Raw genomic sequence first — 18759 nt, 5'->3', positions numbered from 1 at the left:
GGTGCCGCGTTGCCTTCCTGTCCGCCCTCGATCAACTGGAGAAGCCACCATGTCCCGACCACGTTTGCCCGCCCTGCTCGCCGCCGCGTTCGCCGCGCTCATCAGCACTCAATCCCCCGCCGCGCAGAAAGACCATTTCAGTGTCTGCTGGACGATCTACGCCGGCTGGATGCCATGGGAATACGCCGGCAGCCAGGGCATCGTCGACAAATGGGCGAAGAAGTACGGGATCAAGATTGATGTCGTGCAACTCAACGATTACGTCGAGTCGATCAACCAGTACACCGCCGGCCAGTTCGACGGCTGCACCATGACCAACATGGATGCCCTCACCATTCCGGCCGCTGGCGGCGTCGACAGCACCGCGCTGATCGTCAGCGACTTTTCCAACGGCAATGACGGCATCGTCCTCAAGGGCGAAGGCAAGAAAGTCGCCGACCTCAAGGGCATGGACGTCAACCTTGTCGAACTGTCGGTCTCGCATTACCTGCTGGCCCGCGCGCTGGACTCGGTCGACCTGACCGAAAAAGATCTGAAAGTGGTCAACACCTCCGACGCCGACATCTCCGCCGCCTTCAACACCGAACAGGTCAACGCCGTCACCACCTGGAACCCGATGCTTTCGGACATCAAGGCCAAACCGGGCGTGACCGAAGTCTTCAACTCCAGCCAGATCCCCGGCGAAATCATGGACATGATGGTGGTCAACAGCGCCACCCTTAAAGACAACCCGGCCCTGGGCAAGGCACTGACCGGCGCGTGGTTCGAAGTGGTCGAGTTGATGAACGCGAAAAACGCGGCGAGCAAAGCCGCGCTGGAGCACATGGCCAAAGCCTCGGGCACCGACCTGGCCGGATTCCAGGCGCAACTGGACACCACCAAACTCTTCGCCACACCGAAAGAAGCCCTGGCGTTCGCCACCAGCAAGCAACTGCCGGAAACCATGCGCAGGGTCGCCGAGTTCTCGTTCCAGCACGGTTTGCTCGGTGAAGGCGCGAAAGACACCAGCGCGGTCGGCATGGCGTTCGCCAACGGCGTGACCAGCGGCGACACCGGCAACCTCAAGCTGCGTTTCGATCCGACCTACGTGCAGATGGCCGCTGACGCCAAGCTGTAAGCCACGGAGGATTTGGCCATGCGCCTGATCAATCGCCACCCGGATCGCCCGAGTCGCCTGTTGCTGGTGATCCTGCCGTTCGCCCTGGTGCTGTTCGCCTATTTCATGGGCTCGGCCGAGCGCCTGGCGGACAATCCCAACGACAAACTGCTGCCCAGCGCGGTGCAGATGACCGACGCGGTGAAACGCCTGGCCTTCAACGCCGACAGCCGCACCGGTGAATACCTGCTCTGGCAGGACACCGCGTCGAGCCTGCGACGCCTGGCCATCGGCCTCGGCATCGCCGCACTGGCCGGGTCATGCCTGGGCATGGCCGCCGGCACTCTGCCGCTGTTCGGCGCACCGTTGTCGCCGATGCTGACGGTGCTGTCGATGGTGCCGCCGCTGGCCATCCTGCCGATCCTGTTCATCGTCTTCGGCCTCGGCGAACTGTCGAAAGTGATGCTGATCGTGATCGGTATCACCCCGGCTCTGGCCCGAGATCTGGAACAGCGGGCCCGGGACATCCCCGTCGAACTGCTGATCAAGGCGCAGACCCTCGGCGCCTCGACCTGGACATTGATGCTGCGTGTGGTGCTGCCGCAACTGTTGCCGCGTCTGCTGATCTCGCTGCGGCTGATGCTCGGTTCGGCGTGGCTGTTCCTGATCGCCGCCGAAGCCATCGCCTCCACCGACGGTCTGGGCTACCGGATTTTCCTCGTGCGCCGTTACCTGGCGATGGACGTGATCCTGCCGTACGTGGTCTGGATCACCCTGCTCGCCTGGCTGATGGATTGGGGCCTCAAATACCTGACCCGTCGGGCATTCCCCTGGTATGAGGGGGCCGCCAAATGAGCTTCATCACGGTGAAAAACGTCTGGCAGCAATACGCCGACCAAGTGGTGCTCGAAGGCTTGAACCTCAACGTCAACGAGGGCGAGTTCTGCACGCTGGTCGGTGCTTCGGGCTGCGGAAAGTCAACCTTCCTGCGCCTGCTGCTGGGGCAGGAAACTGCCAGTCGCGGCGAGATTCTGCTCGACGGCCAGCCGCTGGCCCGAGAGCCGGATGCCAGCCGTGGCGTGGTGTTCCAGCGTTACTCGGTATTCCCGCATCTGAGCGTGCTGGACAACGTTGCGATCGGCCTGGAATTGCCGCGCGCTCCGCTGCTCGGGCGCTTGTTCGGAAGCGCGAAAAAAGACGCCCGCGAACAGGCCTCGGCGCTGCTGCACAAAGTCGGCCTCGGCCATGCGCTGGACAAGTACCCCGCGCAGCTCTCCGGCGGCATGCAACAGCGGCTGGCGATCGCCCAGGCGCTGATCATGAAACCGCGGGTTTTGCTGCTCGACGAACCGTTCGGCGCGCTCGATCCGGGCATTCGCAAGGACATGCACGCGCTGCTGCTGGAGCTGTGGCGCGAAACGCAACTGACCGTGTTCATGGTCACCCACGACCTGTCCGAAGGCTTCAGCCTCGGCACCCGCCTGCTGGTGTTTGACAAGGTCCGCCTCGACCCGCACGCCCCCGGCGCCTATGGCGCCCGCATCACCTACGACATCCCTTTGAACAGCGACCGTCGCGCCCAACGCGCCGCCGTCGACGCCCTGCCCGCCGCGTTGGCCGGCACGCTTCGTATTGCCTGAGAGGACTGCTCCCATGACTGATTCGACCCAACTGTTTCCACCCTTCGCCGAAGAAACCCTGCCCGGCGGCGGCCACCGTTCCTTCGTCCTTAAACGCGGCCAGTTGCTGCGCCTGACCGACCTGCGCGGCGGTGCCAACGTCAGCCTGACCTTGCTCAACGCCAACGAAAAAACCGAACGCCTGAACCTGCCCGACAGCCTCAAGTGCCAACACACCGCCAAGCTGACCGCAGGCCATTGCCTGTACTCGGACATGGGCCGGGTGCTGGCGGCAATCACCGCCGACACCTGCGGCTGGAGCGACAGCCTCGGCGGTGTGCTGTGCGCTGAAGAGGTCGCGGAAAAATACGGCCAGGGCCGCTATCAGGAACTGCGCAACGGCTTCTTTCGCAACGGCACCGACAACCTGCTGGTAGAACTGGGCAAGTGGGGCCTGGGCCTGTCCGACCTGCTGATGACCCTCAACCTGTTCAGCCGGGTCAACGTCGATGAAGCCGGGCGCTTCCATTTCGTCGAAGGCCATTCGAAGGCCGGCGATTACATCGAGCTGTATGCACCGATGGACACCCTCGTTGTCCTCACTGCCCTGCAACACCCGATGGATCCGTCGCCCGACTACGCGCCAAAACCGCTGAAGCTGAGCTGGATGAACGCCGACGCTAGCGTCGCCGAGCACTGCCGTACCTCGCGCCCGGAGAACGAGCGCGGCTTTATCAACACCGACCGTTTGTTCGCCTGAGGATCATCGCCATGTCAGTTGCTATCGCCACTTCGCAAAAACAACCCGACGCTGCGGTGTACCGCGCCACCATCCCGGCCGGCGAACCCTGGCTGATGGAGGTCAAGGCCGGCCAGACCCTGCGCATCCTCGACCTTGAGGGCAACCAGGCGGTCGATACGCTGTTCTACAGCCTCGCCAATCCCCGCGAGCGCTACGATGTGCAACGCACTTTGCGCCGGCAGAACAGCGTGTACCTGAGCACCGGCAGCGTTTTGTATTCCAACCTTGGCAAACCGATGCTGACCATCATCGCCGACACCTGCGGCCGCCACGACACCCTCGGCGGCGCCTGCGCGCAGGAGAGCAACACCGTGCGCTACGCCCTGGAAAAACGCTACATGCACAGCTGCCGCGATAACTACCTGCGTGCCTGCGCCCACGACGGGCGCCTGAGCAAAGGTGACATCGGGCCGAACATCAATTTCTTCATGAACGTGCCCGTGACCGCCGACGGCGGCCTGACCTTCGAGGACGGCATTTCCGCCCCCGGCAAATACGTCGACCTGCGCGCCGAGATGGACGTGATCGTGCTGATCTCCAACTGTCCGCAACTGAACAACCCGTGCAACGCCTATAACCCGACGCCTGCGGAGCTGCTGGTATGGAACTGACATTCGCCCGTCTGCGCCGTTGGCTTTTCGCCCTGTGCCAGGCCCGTTCCGGCCAGTGTCTGAAATCCCCAAAACACCCCTGAACCCTGTGGGAGCTGGCTTGCCAGCGATGGCGTCGGCACAGCCAACATTGATGATGACTGACACACCGCCATCGCGGGCAAGCCCGCTCCCACAAGGTCAATGGTGACTTTCGAAATTGTGATTTTGCCGTCGGGGACGACCCCGGCGCTCATCGAAAAACTGCGGGACGGCCCGCATCCCCTTCAGGGGTTTTGCCATGTTCGAAAAAGTCCTGATTGCCAACCGTGGCGCGATTGCCTGCCGCATTCTGCGCACCTTGCGTGAACTGCACGTCGAAGGCGTCGCGGTGTACTCCGAAGCCGATGCCGCCAGCCTGCACATCCTGCAAGCGGACGAAGCCCACAGCCTCGGTGAAGGCGCAGCGGCCGGCACTTATCTGGCCGTCGAAAAGATCCTCGCCATCGCCAAAGCCACTGGCGCCACAGCGATCCATCCCGGCTACGGCTTCCTCTCGGAAAACGCCGCATTCGCCGAAGCCTGCGCAAACCACGGCGTTGCCTTCATTGGCCCGACTCCGGAACAGCTGCGGGTGTTTGGCCTCAAGCACACCGCCCGCGCCTTGGCCAAACAGCACGGCGTGCCGATGCTCGAAGGCACCGAACTGCTCGACAGCCTCGACGCCGCGCTGATTGCCGGCGCGCACGTCGGTTATCCGGTGATGCTCAAAAGCACCGCCGGTGGCGGTGGCATCGGCATGCGCGTGTGCCGTAACGCCAGCGAACTGAGCGAGTCGTTCGAAGCGGTGAAGCGCCTCGGGCAGAACAACTTCAGCGACGCCGGGGTGTTCATCGAGAAGTACATCCAGCGTGCGCGGCATCTGGAGGTTCAGGTGTTCGGCGACGGCCATGGCGAAGTGATCGCCCTTGGCGTGCGCGACTGCTCGGTGCAGCGGCGCAACCAGAAAGTCCTCGAGGAAACCCCGGCACCGAACCTGCCCGACGGCATGGCGGATGAGCTGTGCGCGGCGGCGATCAAACTGGCCAAAGCAGTGAATTACCGCAGCGCCGGCACCGTCGAATTCGTTTTCGACAGCGATGCGCAGCGCTTCTATTTTCTGGAAGTGAACACCCGGCTGCAGGTCGAACACGGCGTCACCGAACAGGTGTGGGGCGTTGATCTGGTGCGCTGGATGGTCGAGTTGGCGGCGGGAGATCTGCCGCCGCTGAGCGAGTTGTTTGAAAGCCTGAAACCGCAAGGCCACGCGATTCAGGCACGGCTGTATGCGGAGGATCCGGGGCGAGATTTCCAGCCGAGTCCGGGGCTGTTGACCGCTGTAGAGTTTCCTGCGGCCAACGGCATTCAACTGCGCATCGACACCTGGGTCGAGGCCGGTTGCGAGATCCCGCCCTACTTCGATCCGATGATCGCCAAAGTCATCTGCTGGGCGCCGACCCGCGAACAGGCGCGTGCCGATCTGCATCAGGCCCTGGGCGACAGCCTGCTGTACGGCGTGGAAACCAATCGCGACTACCTGCGGCAGATTCTGCTCGATGCGCCGTTTGCCAGCGGCGAGCCGTGGACCCGTTGCCTGGAAGGCCTGGTGTATCGAGCCAACACCTTCGAAGTGCTGAGCGCCGGCACCCAGACCAGCGTCCAGGACTACCCCGGTCGCCTCGGCTACTGGGCGGTGGGCGTGCCACCCTCGGGGCCGATGGACAGTCGCGCGTTGCGTCTGGGCAATCGCTTGCTGGGCAATGACGAAGGCGCGGCGGCACTGGAAATCACCATGAACGGACCGCTGCTGCGCTTCTATTGCGACGCGGTGGTGGCGGTGACGGGGGCGCCGTTGACGCTGACACTCGACGGCGAAGCGGTGCCGATGAACACCGTGCTGTTGATCGAAGCAGGCAGCCAGTTACATCTCGGCGGTTTGCTCGACGCTGGCGCCCGCAGCTACCTGTGCCTGCGTGGCGGCCTGCAGGTGCCGGATTATCTGGGCAGCAAAAGCACCTTCACCCTTGGTCAGTTCGGCGGGCATGGCGGGCGCGCTCTGCGCGCCGGGGACGTGTTGCACCTGGCCCCACTGAGCGACCGCAGCGTCGGGCAGACCCTGGCCCCGCATCACGTCAGCGAATTGCCCGCCGTGCGCCGGATCCGGGTGATCTACGGCCCCCACGGCGCGCCGGAATATTTCACCGAACACTACATCGATACGTTCTTCGCCACGCACTGGGAAGTGCATTTCAACTCCAGCCGCACCGGCGTGCGCCTGATCGGGCCGAAACCGGAATGGGTGCGCGCCGACGGCGGCGAGGCCGGGCTGCATCCGTCGAACATCCACGACAATCCCTACGCCATCGGCGCCGTGGACTTCACCGGCGACATGCCAGTGATCCTCGGTCCGGACGGCCCGAGCCTTGGCGGTTTCGTGTGCCCGGTGACGGTGATCGAGGCGGATCTCTGGCAGCTCGGGCAACTGAAGGCCGGGGACAAGGTGCAGTTTGAACCGGTCGATCTCAAGACTGCCCGCAACCTCGCCCTCAATTGGGATACCTGTGGGAGCCGGCTTGCCAGCGATGGGGCCCGAGCAGACACCGCGTCAACTTCATCGCTGGCAGGCCAGCTCCCACAGGGTCTGGTTTCGCCTGTGGTTCTGGAGTTGGGTCAGGACGACAAGCGGCTGGTCGGGCGTGTGTCCGGCGATACCCATCTGCTGCTGGAAATCGGCGCGCCGGAACTGGATCTGGTCCTGCGCTTTCGCGCCCATGCCCTGATGCAGGCGCTGGAAGGCAAAAACCTGCACGGCGTGATCGACCTGACACCGGGCATTCGTTCGCTGCAGATCCACTACCAGCCCGAACAATTGCCGCTGGCCGATCTGCTCGGCATCGTCGCCGGTGAATGGGATGCGGTGTGCGCCGCCCAGGACTTGCAAGTGCCGTCGCGCATCGTTCATCTGCCGCTGTCGTGGGACGATCCGGCCTGCCAGTTGGCGATCGAGAAATACATGACCACCGTACGCAAGGACGCGCCGTGGTGCCCGAGCAACCTGGAGTTCATCCGCCGCATCAACGACCTGCCGAACCTCGACGAGGTGCAACGCACGGTGTTCGACGCGAGCTATCTGGTGATGGGCCTCGGTGATGTGTATCTCGGTGCGCCGGTCGCCACCCCGCTCGACCCGCGCCATCGGCTGGTGACCACCAAGTACAACCCGGCGCGCACCTGGACCGCCGAGAACTCGGTGGGCATCGGCGGCGCCTACATGTGCGTGTACGGCATGGAAGGCCCCGGCGGTTACCAGTTTGTCGGGCGCACCTTGCAGATGTGGAACCGCTATCGCGAGGTCGCGGCGTTCGACGGCAAACCGTGGCTGCTGCGGTTTTTCGATCAGATCCGTTTCTACCCGGTCAGCGCCGAAGAACTGCTGCGCATCCGCCGGGATTTTCCCCTCGGGCGCTTCGATCTCGACATCGAACATAGCCAGCTCAACCTCGCCGACTACCAGGCCTTTCTGCAACGCGAAGCCGAGACCATCGACGCCTTCCGGACGCAGCAACAGGGCGCGTTCCAGGCTGAGCGCGAACGCTGGATCGCCAGCGGCCAGGCGCACTTCGACAGCGAAGAAGCCGTGCCGGACAGCAGCGAAGACACACCGCTGACCAGCGGCCAACAAAGCATCGACAGCCACATCGCCGGCAACCTCTGGCAGGTGCAGGTCGAGGTCGGCAGCCGCGTGGCGGCCGGCGATGTGCTGGTGATTCTGGAGTCGATGAAGATGGAAATCCCCGTCCTCGCGCCCATGGCCGGGGTGGTACAGGACATTCGCGTGCAGCCGGGATCGGCGGTGCGTGCCGGACAACGGGTCGTGGTGCTGGAACTCGACTGAAACCATTTGCCAAAGGATCAACCCATGAATCTGCAACTTGATGCCCTGCGCCAGGCCTACCGCAATGGCGACACCACACCGCGGCAACTGCTGCTGGCGCTGCGGGACAAAGCCGCTGCGCTGAACCCGGACTACCACCTGTTCATCCACTTGCTCAGCGTCGAAGAACTGGAACCGTATCTGGCCGCCCTCGACGGTCGCGACCTCGACAGCCTGCCGTTGTATGGCGTGCCGTTCGCGATCAAGGACAACATCGACCTCGCCGGCATTCCCACCACCGCCGCGTGCCCGGCGTTCGCCTATGTGCCGGAGCGTTCGGCGACCATCGTCGAGCAACTGCTGGCGCTGGGGGCGATCCCGCTGGGCAAGACCAACCTAGACCAGTTCGCCACCGGCCTCAACGGCAGCCGTTCGCCTTACGGCGCCTGCCCGAACAGCGTGTTGCCGGAATATCCGTCGGGCGGCTCCAGCGCCGGTTCGTCGCTGGCGGTGGCGCTCGGCGTTGCCAGTTTTGCCCTCGGCACCGACACCGCCGGCTCCGGCCGGGTGCCGGCGGCGCTGAACAACCTGGTGGGTCTGAAAGCCAGCAAAGGCCTGATCTCCACCGCCGGCGTGCTGCCTGCCTGTCGCACGCTGGACTGCGTCACCACGTTCACCGCAACGGCGCGGGAAGCCAGCCAACTGCTGGCACTGACCGCGCGCCTCGATCCACGGGACGAATACAGCCGCAGCAATCCGTCATGGAACGACGGCACCGCGTTCGGTGTGCCACGGCCGTTTCGCTTCGGTGTACCGCGTGCGCAAGACCTGGAATTTTTCGGCTGTGAGGAAGGCCCGCTGCTGTTCGGCGACGCCATCGACCGGCTCAAGGCTGCGGGGGGTGAGGCTGTCGAGCTGGACTTGTCGCCGTTCCTCGAAGCGGCGCGGTTGCTCTATGAAGGGCCGTGGGTGGCCGAGCGCTACAGCGTGGCCGGCGAGTTGATGGAAGAAAATCCCGCAGCAGTGCTGCCGGTGATCCGCGCGGTGCTGGCCAAAGCACCGGCCGTCAGCGGCGTGCAAACTTTCCGTGCGCAATACCGACTGCAAGCGCTGAAAGCCGTTTGCGATAAAGCGCTGGAAGGACTCGACTGCGTGCTCACGCCCACTATCGGCCGCCCGGTGACGCTGGCGGAACTCGACGCCGAACCGGTGCTGCGCAATTCCGAACTGGGCTACTACACCAACTTCATGAACCTGCTCGATTACGCCGCCGTCGCCGTGCCCAGCGGTTTCATGGCCAACGAGCTGCCGTGGGGTGTGACGCTGTTTGGCCGGGCGTTTACCGATCAGTATCTGCTGGGAGTGGCCGATGCCTTGCAGCGCCAGCAGGATCGCGCGCTGCCGACGCCGAACAACCCGGCGCGCCATGACCGTGCGCGACTGGTGGTCTGCGGTGCTCACCTGGACGGTCTGGCCCTGAACTGGCAACTGCGCCAGCGCGACGCACGCCTGATCGAAGTCACCCACAGCTCGAAGGACTACAAACTCTATGCCCTGGCCGGCGGCCCACCGTTGCGTCCGGGGATGCTGCGCGTGGCCGAAGGTGGCGTGGCCATCGAGGTGGAAGTCTGGGAATTGCCGAGCCGTGAGCTGGGCTCGTTCCTGACCGGCATCCCGGCACCGCTGGGACTGGGCAAGGTGCAACTGGCGGATGGCCGTTGGGAAAGCGGATTCATCTGCGAACCCTACGGCCTGGAAGGTGCAACCGACATCAGCCATTTGGGTGGGTGGCGAGCATATCTGCAAACCGGAAACTGATCCGAACACCGCCCCCTCTCGTTCCGGGAGGGGGCTGGATGAGTGAGCCATTCTCCAGACACCCCTGCCCGGCTGATCCCCCCGCATTTCAGGCACAAATCCCGCAGTCTTTTCCCCGCCGTGCCACTAGAATGCTGCCCATCGGGTCACTGTCAACGGAATTGCCAATGCCGCTCAGATCTGCGTTTCACTCCCAACGTTCGCTGGTACTGACCCTGATCGCCCTGCTCGGCGCAGGTTTCCTCGCCACCTCGCTGCTCAGCTACTACGCCTCGCGAGCGTCGATCCGCGACAACATCGTCAACACAGAACTGCCGCTGACATCCGACACGGTGTACTCGGAAATCCAGAAAGACCTCGTCAGACCGATCCTGATTTCCTCGATGATGTCCCGCGACACCTTCATGCGCGACTGGGTGGTGAACGGCGAGAAGGACAGCGACCAGATGACCCGCTACCTCGACGAGGTCATGACCCACTACGGCGCCTACACCGCGTTTTTCGTCTCCAATACCACCCACACTTACTACCACGCCAAAGGTGTGCTCAAGCAGGTAAAGATCGACGAGCCGCGCGACGCCTGGTACTTCCGCGTGCGCGACATGAAGGATCCGTACGAGATCAACGTCGACCCGGACCTGGCCAACAAAGACAACATGACCTTCTTCATCAACTACAAGGTCTACGACTACAACGATCGCTTCATCGGAGCCGCTGGCGTGGGGCTGACAGTGGATGCGGTGATCAAGCTGATCGACAAGTACCAGCAGCGCTATCAACGCAGTGTGTACTTCGTCGACACCTTCGGCCGACTGGTGCTGACCGGCGCCGAGGGCGGGCCGGAAGGTGCGCGGGTCGGGAAAAGCCTGACCGACCTCGACAGCATGAAAAGCCTGGTCAGCCAGCTGCCCAAACCCCACAGCGGCAGCTATGAATATTCCACCCATGGCCAGGGGCATTTCCTCAACGTGCGGTTTATTCCAGAGTTGAACTGGTACCTGTTTGTCGACAAACGCGAAGACGGCGCGCTGAGCGAAATCCGCCAGTCGCTGTACCTCAACCTGCTGATCTGCCTGCTGGTGACGTTGATCGTGCTGGCCCTGGTCAACCGCTTGATCCGCCGCTATCAGGAAAAGATCCACGCCCAGGCCACCCTCGACAGCCTCACCGAACTGCCCAACCGCCGCGGCTTCGACCTGCTCGCCGTGCAAGCGCTGCACGAAGCGCACCGTGAGCCGAAACCGCTGACCGCGTTGCTGCTGGATCTGGATCACTTCAAGGTTTTGAACGACACCTACGGGCACATGGCCGGCGATCAGGTGCTGATCGGTTTCGCCCGGGACCTGCAAAGCTGTCTGCGGCATTCCGACATTGTCTGCCGTTGGGGCGGTGAGGAATTTATCGTGCTGCTGAAGGACACCGACGGCGAGACCGGTCAGAAGATTGCCGAGAAGATCCGCCAGCACGTCGAACAGCATGAATATGCCTACAACGGTCACACCCTGAATCTGACGGTCAGCATCGGCGCCACCACCCTGCAACCGGATGACACCTTGCACAGTCTGCTGTCCCGGGCCGATCATGCAATGTACCGGGCCAAACAGACCGGCCGTAACCGCACCTGCGTGGAAATGCCTCACTCGACCTATGCCTGACGCCAAGAACACACCTGACCTCTGCCCGGCCTGCGGCGCCCGCAACGACTGCACCCTGGCCGACCCGCGCACCGCCGACCGCGCCTGCTGGTGCTACGGCGTTTCCATCGATCCGGCAGTGCTCGAAGCCCTGCCGGCGGAACTGCGCGACAAGTCCTGCCTTTGCCCGCGTTGCGCCCAGGTCGAGGCGCAACTGCAAGCGGCCAAGCCGTCGATCCCGTAAGATGCGCGCCCCGCTTCCCGCCGATTGCTGAACATGCGTGTCGACCGTTTCCTGAGTAACCTGCCCCGCTACAACCGCAAGCAGGTTCGCCTGTTGCTGGTGGAAAAGCGCGTGCGCATTGACGGAAAAGTCGTCAGCGATCCCCACAGCGAAGTCCTTGAGTTCAGCCGCGTGGAGGTCGACGACGAAGTGCTGCAACCCGGCAAACCGGCGCGCTACTTCATGCTGTACAAACCGCAGGGCTGCGTCAGCGCCACCCGCGATCCCGAGCATCCGACCGTGCTCGACCTGATCCACGAGCCGGACAAAGACGACCTGCACATCGCCGGGCGGCTGGATTTCAACACCACCGGGCTGATGTTGATCACCAATGACGGCAGCTGGTCGCGGCGCCTGACCCAGCCGCAGACCAAACTGCCGAAGGTCTATTACGTCGAGACCGAACAGGAGATCGGCCCGGAATATGCGATCAGGTTCGCCGAGGGGATCTACTTCGCCTTCGAAGACCTGACGACCCAACCGGCGCAGCTGCAAGTGCTCGGCCCGCGAACTGCGCGATTGAGCATCGTCGAAGGTCGTTACCATCAGGTGAAGCGCATGTTCGGCCACTTCAACAACAAAGTGCTGCGCCTGCACCGCGAATCCATGGGCCCGCTGGCGCTGGATAACGCGCTAAAACCGGGCGAGTACCGCGCTTTGCGCACCGAAGAGATTCATTTGTTCTAAGCAGCCGACCGCTCAGCAGAAGTTGTCGAACAATTTACCAACGGCACTTGCGCGATCCGGATCCCCCTGCTTGAATCAGGTCGTCGGCCAAATTGTGACCGATGAGTCACACATAACATCCAAGAAACTTTTTGTCGGTAGACAGCCCATCAGGGCTGCGCCTCAGCCGGCAGACTGCCCGCCAATAACAACACCCGTCGACCTGCCGTACCGGATCGACATGGGCCACAAAATTCCAGGCATATGCCTACCTGTCACAAAGCTCGTGCAATCTCATTTGCGCGCATACCCGCTTGCTTGCCAGGAGTCTTATGACATGAGGCCAGAAATCGCTGTGCTGGATATACAGGGTCAGTATCGGGTTTACACGGAGTTCTATCGCGCAGACGCCGCAGAAAAGACCATCATCCTGGTCAACGGCTCGATGGCCACGACTGCGTCGTTTGCACAAACCGTGAAAAATCTGCACCCGCAATTCAACGTGGTCTGCTACGACCAGCCCTACGCGGGCAAGTCGAAAGTCCACAACCGCCACGAGAAACATCTGACGAAAGAAGTCGAAGGTCTGATCCTGCTGGAGCTGATCGATCACTTCGCCGCTGAACACGTGCTGTCGTTCTCCTGGGGTGGCGCTGCGACCATGGTCGCCCTCGCTCATCAGCCTCGGCGCATCGAAAAAGCCGTGATCAGCTCGTTCTCGCCAGTAATCAACGCGCACATGCTTGATTACCTCGAACGCGGCGTCGAATGCCTCGGCAAACGCGACGGCGACCGAGTCGGACACCTCGTCAACGACACCATCGGCAAACACCTGCCGTCGCTGTTCAAGCGCTTCAACTATCGCCACGTCAGCAGCCTGGCCGAGCACGAATACGGGCAGATGCATTTCCACATCAACGACGTGCTGCACAGCGACCGTCAGTGCTATTTGAACGCGGCGAAGAAAATCAACGTACCGGTGCTGTTCCTGAACGGCGAATGGGACGAATACACCGCCGCCGAAGACGCCCGACTGTTTGGCAACCATGTCGCGCAGAGCACCTTCACCACCCTTCAGGCCACCGGGCACTTCCTCGACATGGAACACAAATCCGCCTGCCGGGACAGCCAGAACGCCCTGCTCGGTTTCCTGAAACCGGCGCAACAGGCCAGCCGAACGCGTTACCAGTTTGTCCAGGATCACCATGCATTGGCCATTTGAAACAGTGTCGTCGCGAGCAAGCCTGCGAGGCTGAGATTCAGCCGTCCTCCAGCCCGCAGCGCTTGCCCGCGATTGACCGATTTCGGCTCTGTTTCAAGACTTTCCGTAGTTCGCGTGCAAAGAAAACTTCAAATCCGTGGCCGAGTCTGGTACAAAGTCAGCCGCTCTGAGCGGGTGTCGTATAATGGCATTACTCCAGCTTCCCAAGCTGATAACGAGGGTTCGATTCCCTTCACCCGCTCCAATCGAATTTATGTCCTGCGTCGTGGTTTGACGGGGGATGCGGAAACAGAAAAACCGGCCTTGATGGCCGGTTTTTTTGTGTCTGCGTTTTGAGGTCAACTGCTTGTTCGGCAAAGAACAATTCAGAAACACACCGTTGATTGCAGTTACGCTATTCCTCCTTATGTTTAGCCGCCAGATAAGCATACGAGGTATGACCTAATGGTTATGCTTGGGATAAATCACGGAGCAACCCCATGTCTTCCATGAAACCCGGCCCCCAAAAGGAGTACACGAGTCCATTCGCAGACTTCATTCGTAATGCGAAATCGGAAGAAAAGAAGCGCGTTTACAGTGAAGTGCTGACTGAAGCCACCAAAAAACAGAATGAAGTGATGCTGGCTGCACGTGAAAAGCAAGACTGATCACGTTAGTGGATTCAAAAATTGCCCGGCCAAGTGCCGGGCTTTTTCATTCTGACGTTGGCGTGGTTCTCAACTTTTTCACGAAAAGAATACGAGAGTCTCGCGCGGATCATTACAGGGGAGAAATTCAGTAGACCGGCGTAGATGGCCGTTTTTTGAGGCCTGTTGTCTAATGACACGCAAGCTAGTTTTGAACCATTCAGAAACAACACGTTGATTGAATTCCCCCCGGCTGCGCTTACGCTCCTGACAATCAGACGAAGCGTTAGGCCTCAAGGGAAATAATCCGCATGCTTTATCCAATCGCAATATCTCCCAGCGACGGCGACTCAACATGGGGGGTTGAAGTACCAGATCTCCCCGGTTGCTTCTCCGCCGGAAACGATCAGAACCATGCGCTGGAAATGGCCAAAGAGGCGATAGAAACCCACATCGCGATTCTCGCTGAGAGCGGTGCCGTGATACCTGCCGCCAGCAAGGTCAGTAACCATGTTTCCGATCCGAGGTTTGAAAACTGCGTATGGGCGTTGGTGGATGTGGACATCAGTCAGTGCCTGGGGAATACGCAAAAGGTCAACATCACACTCCCAGGCTACTTGTTGAGCCGCATAGACCTTCACGTCAGCCAGCATCCGGAGGAAAAGAGTCGTTCCGCATTTTTGGCTTCGGCTGCGTTGCGTATGTTGAGTTCGTGAGTAATCTCTCGCCGCACACAAAAATGGCGTGATGCTCGCCATGTTTTCAGACGTTTCCCAGCGATCAGTTCTTGAGATTCCGCTAGCATTCGCACGCCCAAGAGGACGCTTGGGGTTAACGGACGTACTCAACAAGGACGACTCATGCTTTCTTCCGCACGCTTGGGCGATAAACACGTTTTTTCATTGCCAGGACATGGGGAGATGTAGTCCGTGTCCACGAATGCAAGTAAGCGACACCCGCTCTATCTCGTTATGCGGTTACTTATTCTTGTGGTGTTGACGTATCTGGTTTGGTACGTCGCAGTGCCACGCGTCGAGATTGATTTCTCGAAAGAAGGCACAGGTGATTTGAGGTTTGTGCTGAATACGCAAAATGAGATCTTTCGCGGAAACCTTGCCCCCGGAGAGTCTACGGGCGGACCAGGGCATCTGTTTTCCGATGATGACTTTTTTATGGAGTTTGATTGGCGTAATTCCGGGCAAAATCATTGCATCAGGATCACCCCGAAATGGCCCACGACTAAAATTCATATCGGGAGCAATGGCGAGGTTGACCGTGGCGCTGGCAGTGGCACCGATGTCGATCAGTTGGAGCCCTGCGCACCTTGAAGATTTATACGAAACAACCTTCGTAAAGAAAAACCGGCTCACTGAGCCGGTTTTTTTATGCCTTCTGAAACATTGCATCAACGCAGTTAACTCTTCACCTCAACATGATCCAGCGCCTGATTCACCGCCAATTCCCCCAGCATCACCAGTTGCGCAATGCCTATCGCGGTTCTGCGGTGGGCGGGGTCGAGGGTGGCGGCGAAGTTGTTGAGCATCTCGGATGCCGAGCCCAGTGATTCGCTGGCGTTAGCGAGCAAGGATTCGGTGTCGTAGGCCGGGTTGGCGAAGTACATCGGGTCGGGCTGGTTGGTCGTGCCCATGACATGAGCGCCGGGGCAGAGGTAGTGATCGAGGGCGCGGTTGGCAGCGTCGTTGAGTTTTCTGGAGTCGACTGAGGTGTAGGGGGATGTTGGGTCGGTTTCGACTTCAGGTGGATTCGGTGTCGGCTTGAACATGATTTCATCTCTCCAAAAACAGGTTGGAGCTGACCCATTCGGTTCCACGCGAAAGGAGGCAGCTGTACGCAGGTTGGAACCCGGGGAGAGACAACCCGGCAGACCCGAAGGTCTCCCGCGCACAGCCGCCATAACAGAGTGCACACATTCAAGGTGTGCAGCATACGTCATGAATAACGATTGTGCGTTTCAACTCTCCTCGGGGTTCCAATCCCGATCGCCGATTCATCAGCGACCCTCACAGGCTAGAGACCGCACTTCCGACGGACAACCTGAAAACCTTGTGGGAAGGTTCAGTAAACAGGGCCAACTCTTTAAACATCCCGAATCGAAAAACCACGTTTACAGATCCCCAACACTCCCCCGGTTCTCACACTCGCCACGACCCGCTAGCATTTCCCCATCGCCCACCACCCTCCCCCTGCGCGGCCATCGACGAATACGCGCCATCACGTTTCGAGGGATTCAAAACCGTGGCCTGCGAGCCACCCAAATCAAATTCAAATGAGCAGCAAATCCATGACCCAGAACATCTACGACGACCCCGAATTTTTCCAGGGCTACAGCCAGATGAACCGCTCCATCGGCGGCCTCGATGCCGCGCCGGAATGGCCGGCGCTGAAAGCCTTGTTGCCCTCCCTGCACGGTTTGCAGGTGGTGGATCTGGGCTGCGGCTACGGCTGGTTCTGCCGCTGGGCCAGCGAACACGGCGCTGCCCAAGTGCTGGGTCTGGATGTCTCGGAGAAAATGCTCGAGCGGGCGAAGGAAACTACTTCGGCCGCGAACATCCGCTACGAACGCGCCGACCTGGAACACCTCGACTTGCCTGCGTGCACTTACGATCTGGCCTACAGCTCACTGGCACTGCACTACATCAAGGATCTTTCGGGGCTGTTTAACAAACTGCATGCGGCGCTTAAACCCGGTGCGCATTTCGTGTTTTCCATCGAGCACCCGATCTTCATGGCGCCGCGCAATCCGGGCTGGCTGATCGACAGCGAGGGCAACAAGCGCTGGCCGCTGGACAGTTATCAGATGGAAGGCGAGCGGGTGACCAACTGGCTGGCCGACGGGGTGATCAAGCAGCACCGCACGGTCGGGACGCTGCTTAATGCATTGATCGACGCTGGGTTCACGATTCAACACGTCAATGAATGGGGCCCGAGCGATGAGGAAGTGGCTGCGCAACCGGCCCTCGCTGAAGAGCGCGAGCGGCCGATGATGATGCTGGTCGCTGTACAGCGCTGACCGTAAAGAAAGGGCCGATCAAATCGGCCCTATTTCGTATCAACGTGTGGCGACAATGAACAACCGCGGAAACGGCAACAACACCGAACCGTCCGCCAGCGCCGGATACGCCTTCGCGACCTCCGCCAGATACTGCGCCAGATAATCCGCTCGCTCCGCTTCCGTCAGCGGACTGAGGAACGGAATCAGACCGCTGCCCTTGAACCACTCGACAACGCCGGAAGCCCCGCCTGCCAACTGATGGTGATAGGTGGTGCGCCACACGTCGACCCGCGCGCAATGCGGCCGCAGCAGCGAGAAATAAGCACTGGCATCCGCCATCTCGGTCCGCTGCCCCGCCGCGTCCGCCAGTTTGCTGGCCCACGGCCCGTTGGCAGCGACCTCCCGCATCAACCGATGGGACGGCTCGTTGAGGTTGTCCGGCATCTGAATCGCCAGGCTGCCGCCCTGCGCCAACTTGCCCGCCAGCGCCGGCAGCAACGTCGCGTGATCCGGCACCCACTGCAAAACGGCGTTGGCAAAGATCACATCGAATGGCCCTGCATCCGCCCATTTATCGATGTCCGCCACCGCGAACTGCAACTGCGGCAGACGCTTGCGCGCGGCATCGATCATGTCAGGCGAACTGTCGAGCCCCTGCACTTTCGCCCCCGGAAAACGCTCCACCAACAACTCGGTCGAGTTGCCCGGACCACACCCGATATCCACCACGGAACGCGCCTCGGGCGTGGGAATTGCCGCCAGCAAGTCGCGAGCCGGGCGGGTGCGTTCATCTTCGAAAGTGACGTATTGCTTGGCGGACCAGGTCATTGCGTTCTCCTGTCTTGGACGTTTTGGCGAAACGTAGAAAAGCGGCTGCCGTCACGATACAGCGATCGCGTTTATCTGCCCTCCCCTACGTATGTCCGATATCGCCGGGACCGCTGTCTTCGCCGTGCCCACAGGAACTCAGAAAACTGTAAGTAGAATTTTCCGCCCCCCTCCGATGTCTGAATTTCAAGCTCCCCCCACAAGGAAAACGGCCATGAAATTCGCAAAAATCTCCCAGACGCTCGCCCTCTGGGCCGGCAGCCCCAGAACGTTCATGGGGGCGTTGATTCTGATCGGGCTCTGGGGGTTGAGCGGGCCGATTTTCGATTACAACGACACCTGGCAACTGATCATCAACACCTCGACCACGATCATCACGTTCCTGATGGTGTTCCTGATCCAGAACACCCAGAACCGCGACACCGACATCCTGCATTTGAAACTCGATGAACTGCTGCGGGTGAACAAGGAAGCGCAGAACGCGATGCTCGGGCTGGAGTCGCTGGATCTCAAGCAGCTGGAGGCACTGCGTCGGCATTACCGGGCGATGGGTGAGAATGAGGTGTTTGACCTGGAAGGTCTGGGAGACAAGAGCAAGCCGAAGCAGGATCTGAATGAATGCTGACAGGCAAAAAAAACGGCGCTAAAA

At 61.0% G+C, this 18759-nt stretch carries 18 protein-coding genes and 1 tRNA gene; 17 read left to right on the top strand and 2 right to left on the bottom strand.

The genetic code is table 11. The features are described 5' to 3' along the window. Positions 1–49: 49 nt before the first annotated feature. The 15 genes from CAF76_RS07570 (at position 50) to CAF76_RS07505 (ending at position 15597) form a co-directional block, all read left to right on the top strand. Complete coding sequence (locus tag CAF76_RS07570; protein WP_085648610.1) at positions 50–1117, top strand: putative urea ABC transporter substrate-binding protein; 1068 nt, start codon at positions 50–52, stop codon at positions 1115–1117. Positions 1118–1135: 18 nt separating this feature from the next. Continuing rightward, complete coding sequence (locus CAF76_RS07565) at positions 1136–1951, top strand: ABC transporter permease (RefSeq protein WP_085648611.1); 816 nt, start codon at positions 1136–1138, stop codon at positions 1949–1951. Continuing rightward, positions 1948–2736 carry an ABC transporter ATP-binding protein gene (locus CAF76_RS07560; protein ID WP_064594089.1) on the top strand — a complete coding sequence of 263 codons (789 nt, stop codon included), beginning with the start codon at positions 1948–1950 and terminating at the stop codon, positions 2734–2736. Before CAF76_RS07565 ends, CAF76_RS07560 begins: the two co-directional genes overlap by 4 nt. A 13-nt stretch (positions 2737–2749) precedes the next feature. Then, on the top strand, positions 2750–3475 hold the full coding sequence (locus tag CAF76_RS07555) for an urea amidolyase associated protein UAAP1 (RefSeq protein WP_085648612.1): 726 nt from the start codon (positions 2750–2752) through the stop codon (positions 3473–3475). A gap of 11 nt (positions 3476–3486) precedes the next feature. Continuing rightward, positions 3487–4128, top strand: coding sequence for an urea amidolyase associated protein UAAP2 (locus CAF76_RS07550; RefSeq protein ID WP_085648613.1), 642 nt, complete (start codon positions 3487–3489; stop codon positions 4126–4128). Between the two features lie 280 nt (positions 4129–4408). Continuing rightward, entirely contained in the window at positions 4409–8041 is a 3633-nt protein-coding gene (gene uca, locus CAF76_RS07545; protein WP_085648614.1) for an urea carboxylase, read from the top strand. A gap of 24 nt (positions 8042–8065) precedes the next feature. Next, positions 8066–9838 carry an allophanate hydrolase gene (atzF, locus tag CAF76_RS07540; RefSeq protein WP_085648615.1) on the top strand — a complete coding sequence of 591 codons (1773 nt, stop codon included), beginning with the start codon at positions 8066–8068 and terminating at the stop codon, positions 9836–9838. Between the two features lie 167 nt (positions 9839–10005). Continuing rightward, the gene (locus CAF76_RS07535; RefSeq protein ID WP_085648616.1) at positions 10006–11493 is read left to right on the top strand and encodes a sensor domain-containing diguanylate cyclase; all 1488 of its coding nucleotides are present in this window, start codon (positions 10006–10008) and stop codon (positions 11491–11493) included. Continuing rightward, positions 11486–11716 carry a cysteine-rich CWC family protein gene (locus CAF76_RS07530; RefSeq protein ID WP_085648617.1) on the top strand — a complete coding sequence of 77 codons (231 nt, stop codon included), beginning with the start codon at positions 11486–11488 and terminating at the stop codon, positions 11714–11716. The genes CAF76_RS07535 and CAF76_RS07530 overlap by 8 nt, the downstream gene beginning before the upstream one ends. Positions 11717–11749: 33 nt before the next feature. Further along, positions 11750–12442, top strand: a complete 693-nt coding sequence (locus tag CAF76_RS07525; RefSeq protein ID WP_085648618.1) for a pseudouridine synthase — start codon at positions 11750–11752, stop codon at positions 12440–12442. Positions 12443–12758: 316 nt separating this feature from the next. Next, on the top strand, positions 12759–13643 hold the full coding sequence (locus tag CAF76_RS07520; protein WP_011332879.1) for an alpha/beta fold hydrolase: 885 nt from the start codon (positions 12759–12761) through the stop codon (positions 13641–13643). A gap of 170 nt (positions 13644–13813) precedes the next feature. Further along, positions 13814–13887 (top strand) — tRNA-Gly (locus CAF76_RS07515). Positions 13888–14122: 235 nt separating this feature from the next. Then, positions 14123–14290, top strand: a complete 168-nt coding sequence (locus CAF76_RS28715; RefSeq protein WP_178076167.1) for a hypothetical protein — start codon at positions 14123–14125, stop codon at positions 14288–14290. Between the two features lie 290 nt (positions 14291–14580). Beyond that, positions 14581–14985, top strand: coding sequence for a type II toxin-antitoxin system HicB family antitoxin (locus CAF76_RS07510; RefSeq protein WP_085648619.1), 405 nt, complete (start codon positions 14581–14583; stop codon positions 14983–14985). A 213-nt stretch (positions 14986–15198) separates the two neighbouring features. Next, on the top strand, positions 15199–15597 hold the full coding sequence (locus CAF76_RS07505) for a hypothetical protein (protein ID WP_085648620.1): 399 nt from the start codon (positions 15199–15201) through the stop codon (positions 15595–15597). 86 nt (positions 15598–15683) lie between these two features. Here CAF76_RS07505 and CAF76_RS07500 read toward each other — a convergent pair whose 3' ends face one another. Next, on the bottom strand, positions 15684–16052 hold the full coding sequence (locus tag CAF76_RS07500; protein ID WP_085648621.1) for a DUF6124 family protein: 369 nt from the start codon (positions 16050–16052) through the stop codon (positions 15684–15686). Between the two features lie 519 nt (positions 16053–16571). Between CAF76_RS07500 and CAF76_RS07495 the strand changes: the two genes are divergently transcribed. Then, on the top strand, positions 16572–17300 hold the full coding sequence (locus CAF76_RS07495; RefSeq protein WP_085648622.1) for a bifunctional 2-polyprenyl-6-hydroxyphenol methylase/3-demethylubiquinol 3-O-methyltransferase UbiG: 729 nt from the start codon (positions 16572–16574) through the stop codon (positions 17298–17300). 39 nt (positions 17301–17339) lie between these two features. On the opposite strand, the gene tam is transcribed toward CAF76_RS07495, so the two are convergent. Continuing rightward, positions 17340–18110, bottom strand: coding sequence for a trans-aconitate 2-methyltransferase (gene tam / locus CAF76_RS07490; protein WP_085648623.1), 771 nt, complete (start codon positions 18108–18110; stop codon positions 17340–17342). Positions 18111–18324: 214 nt separating this feature from the next. Here tam and CAF76_RS07485 point away from each other — a divergent pair, with 214 nt between their 5' ends. Beyond that, positions 18325–18735, top strand: a complete 411-nt coding sequence (locus CAF76_RS07485; RefSeq protein WP_085648624.1) for a low affinity iron permease family protein — start codon at positions 18325–18327, stop codon at positions 18733–18735. Positions 18736–18759: the final 24 nt, after the last annotated feature.

It is taken from the genome of Pseudomonas sp. B40(2017) (assembly GCF_002112855.1).
GTDB lineage: Bacteria > Pseudomonadota > Gammaproteobacteria > Pseudomonadales > Pseudomonadaceae > Aquipseudomonas > Aquipseudomonas pharyngis.
Note: the sequence above shows the minus strand (reverse complement) of the source record. Positions and strands in the feature narration are given on the sequence as shown.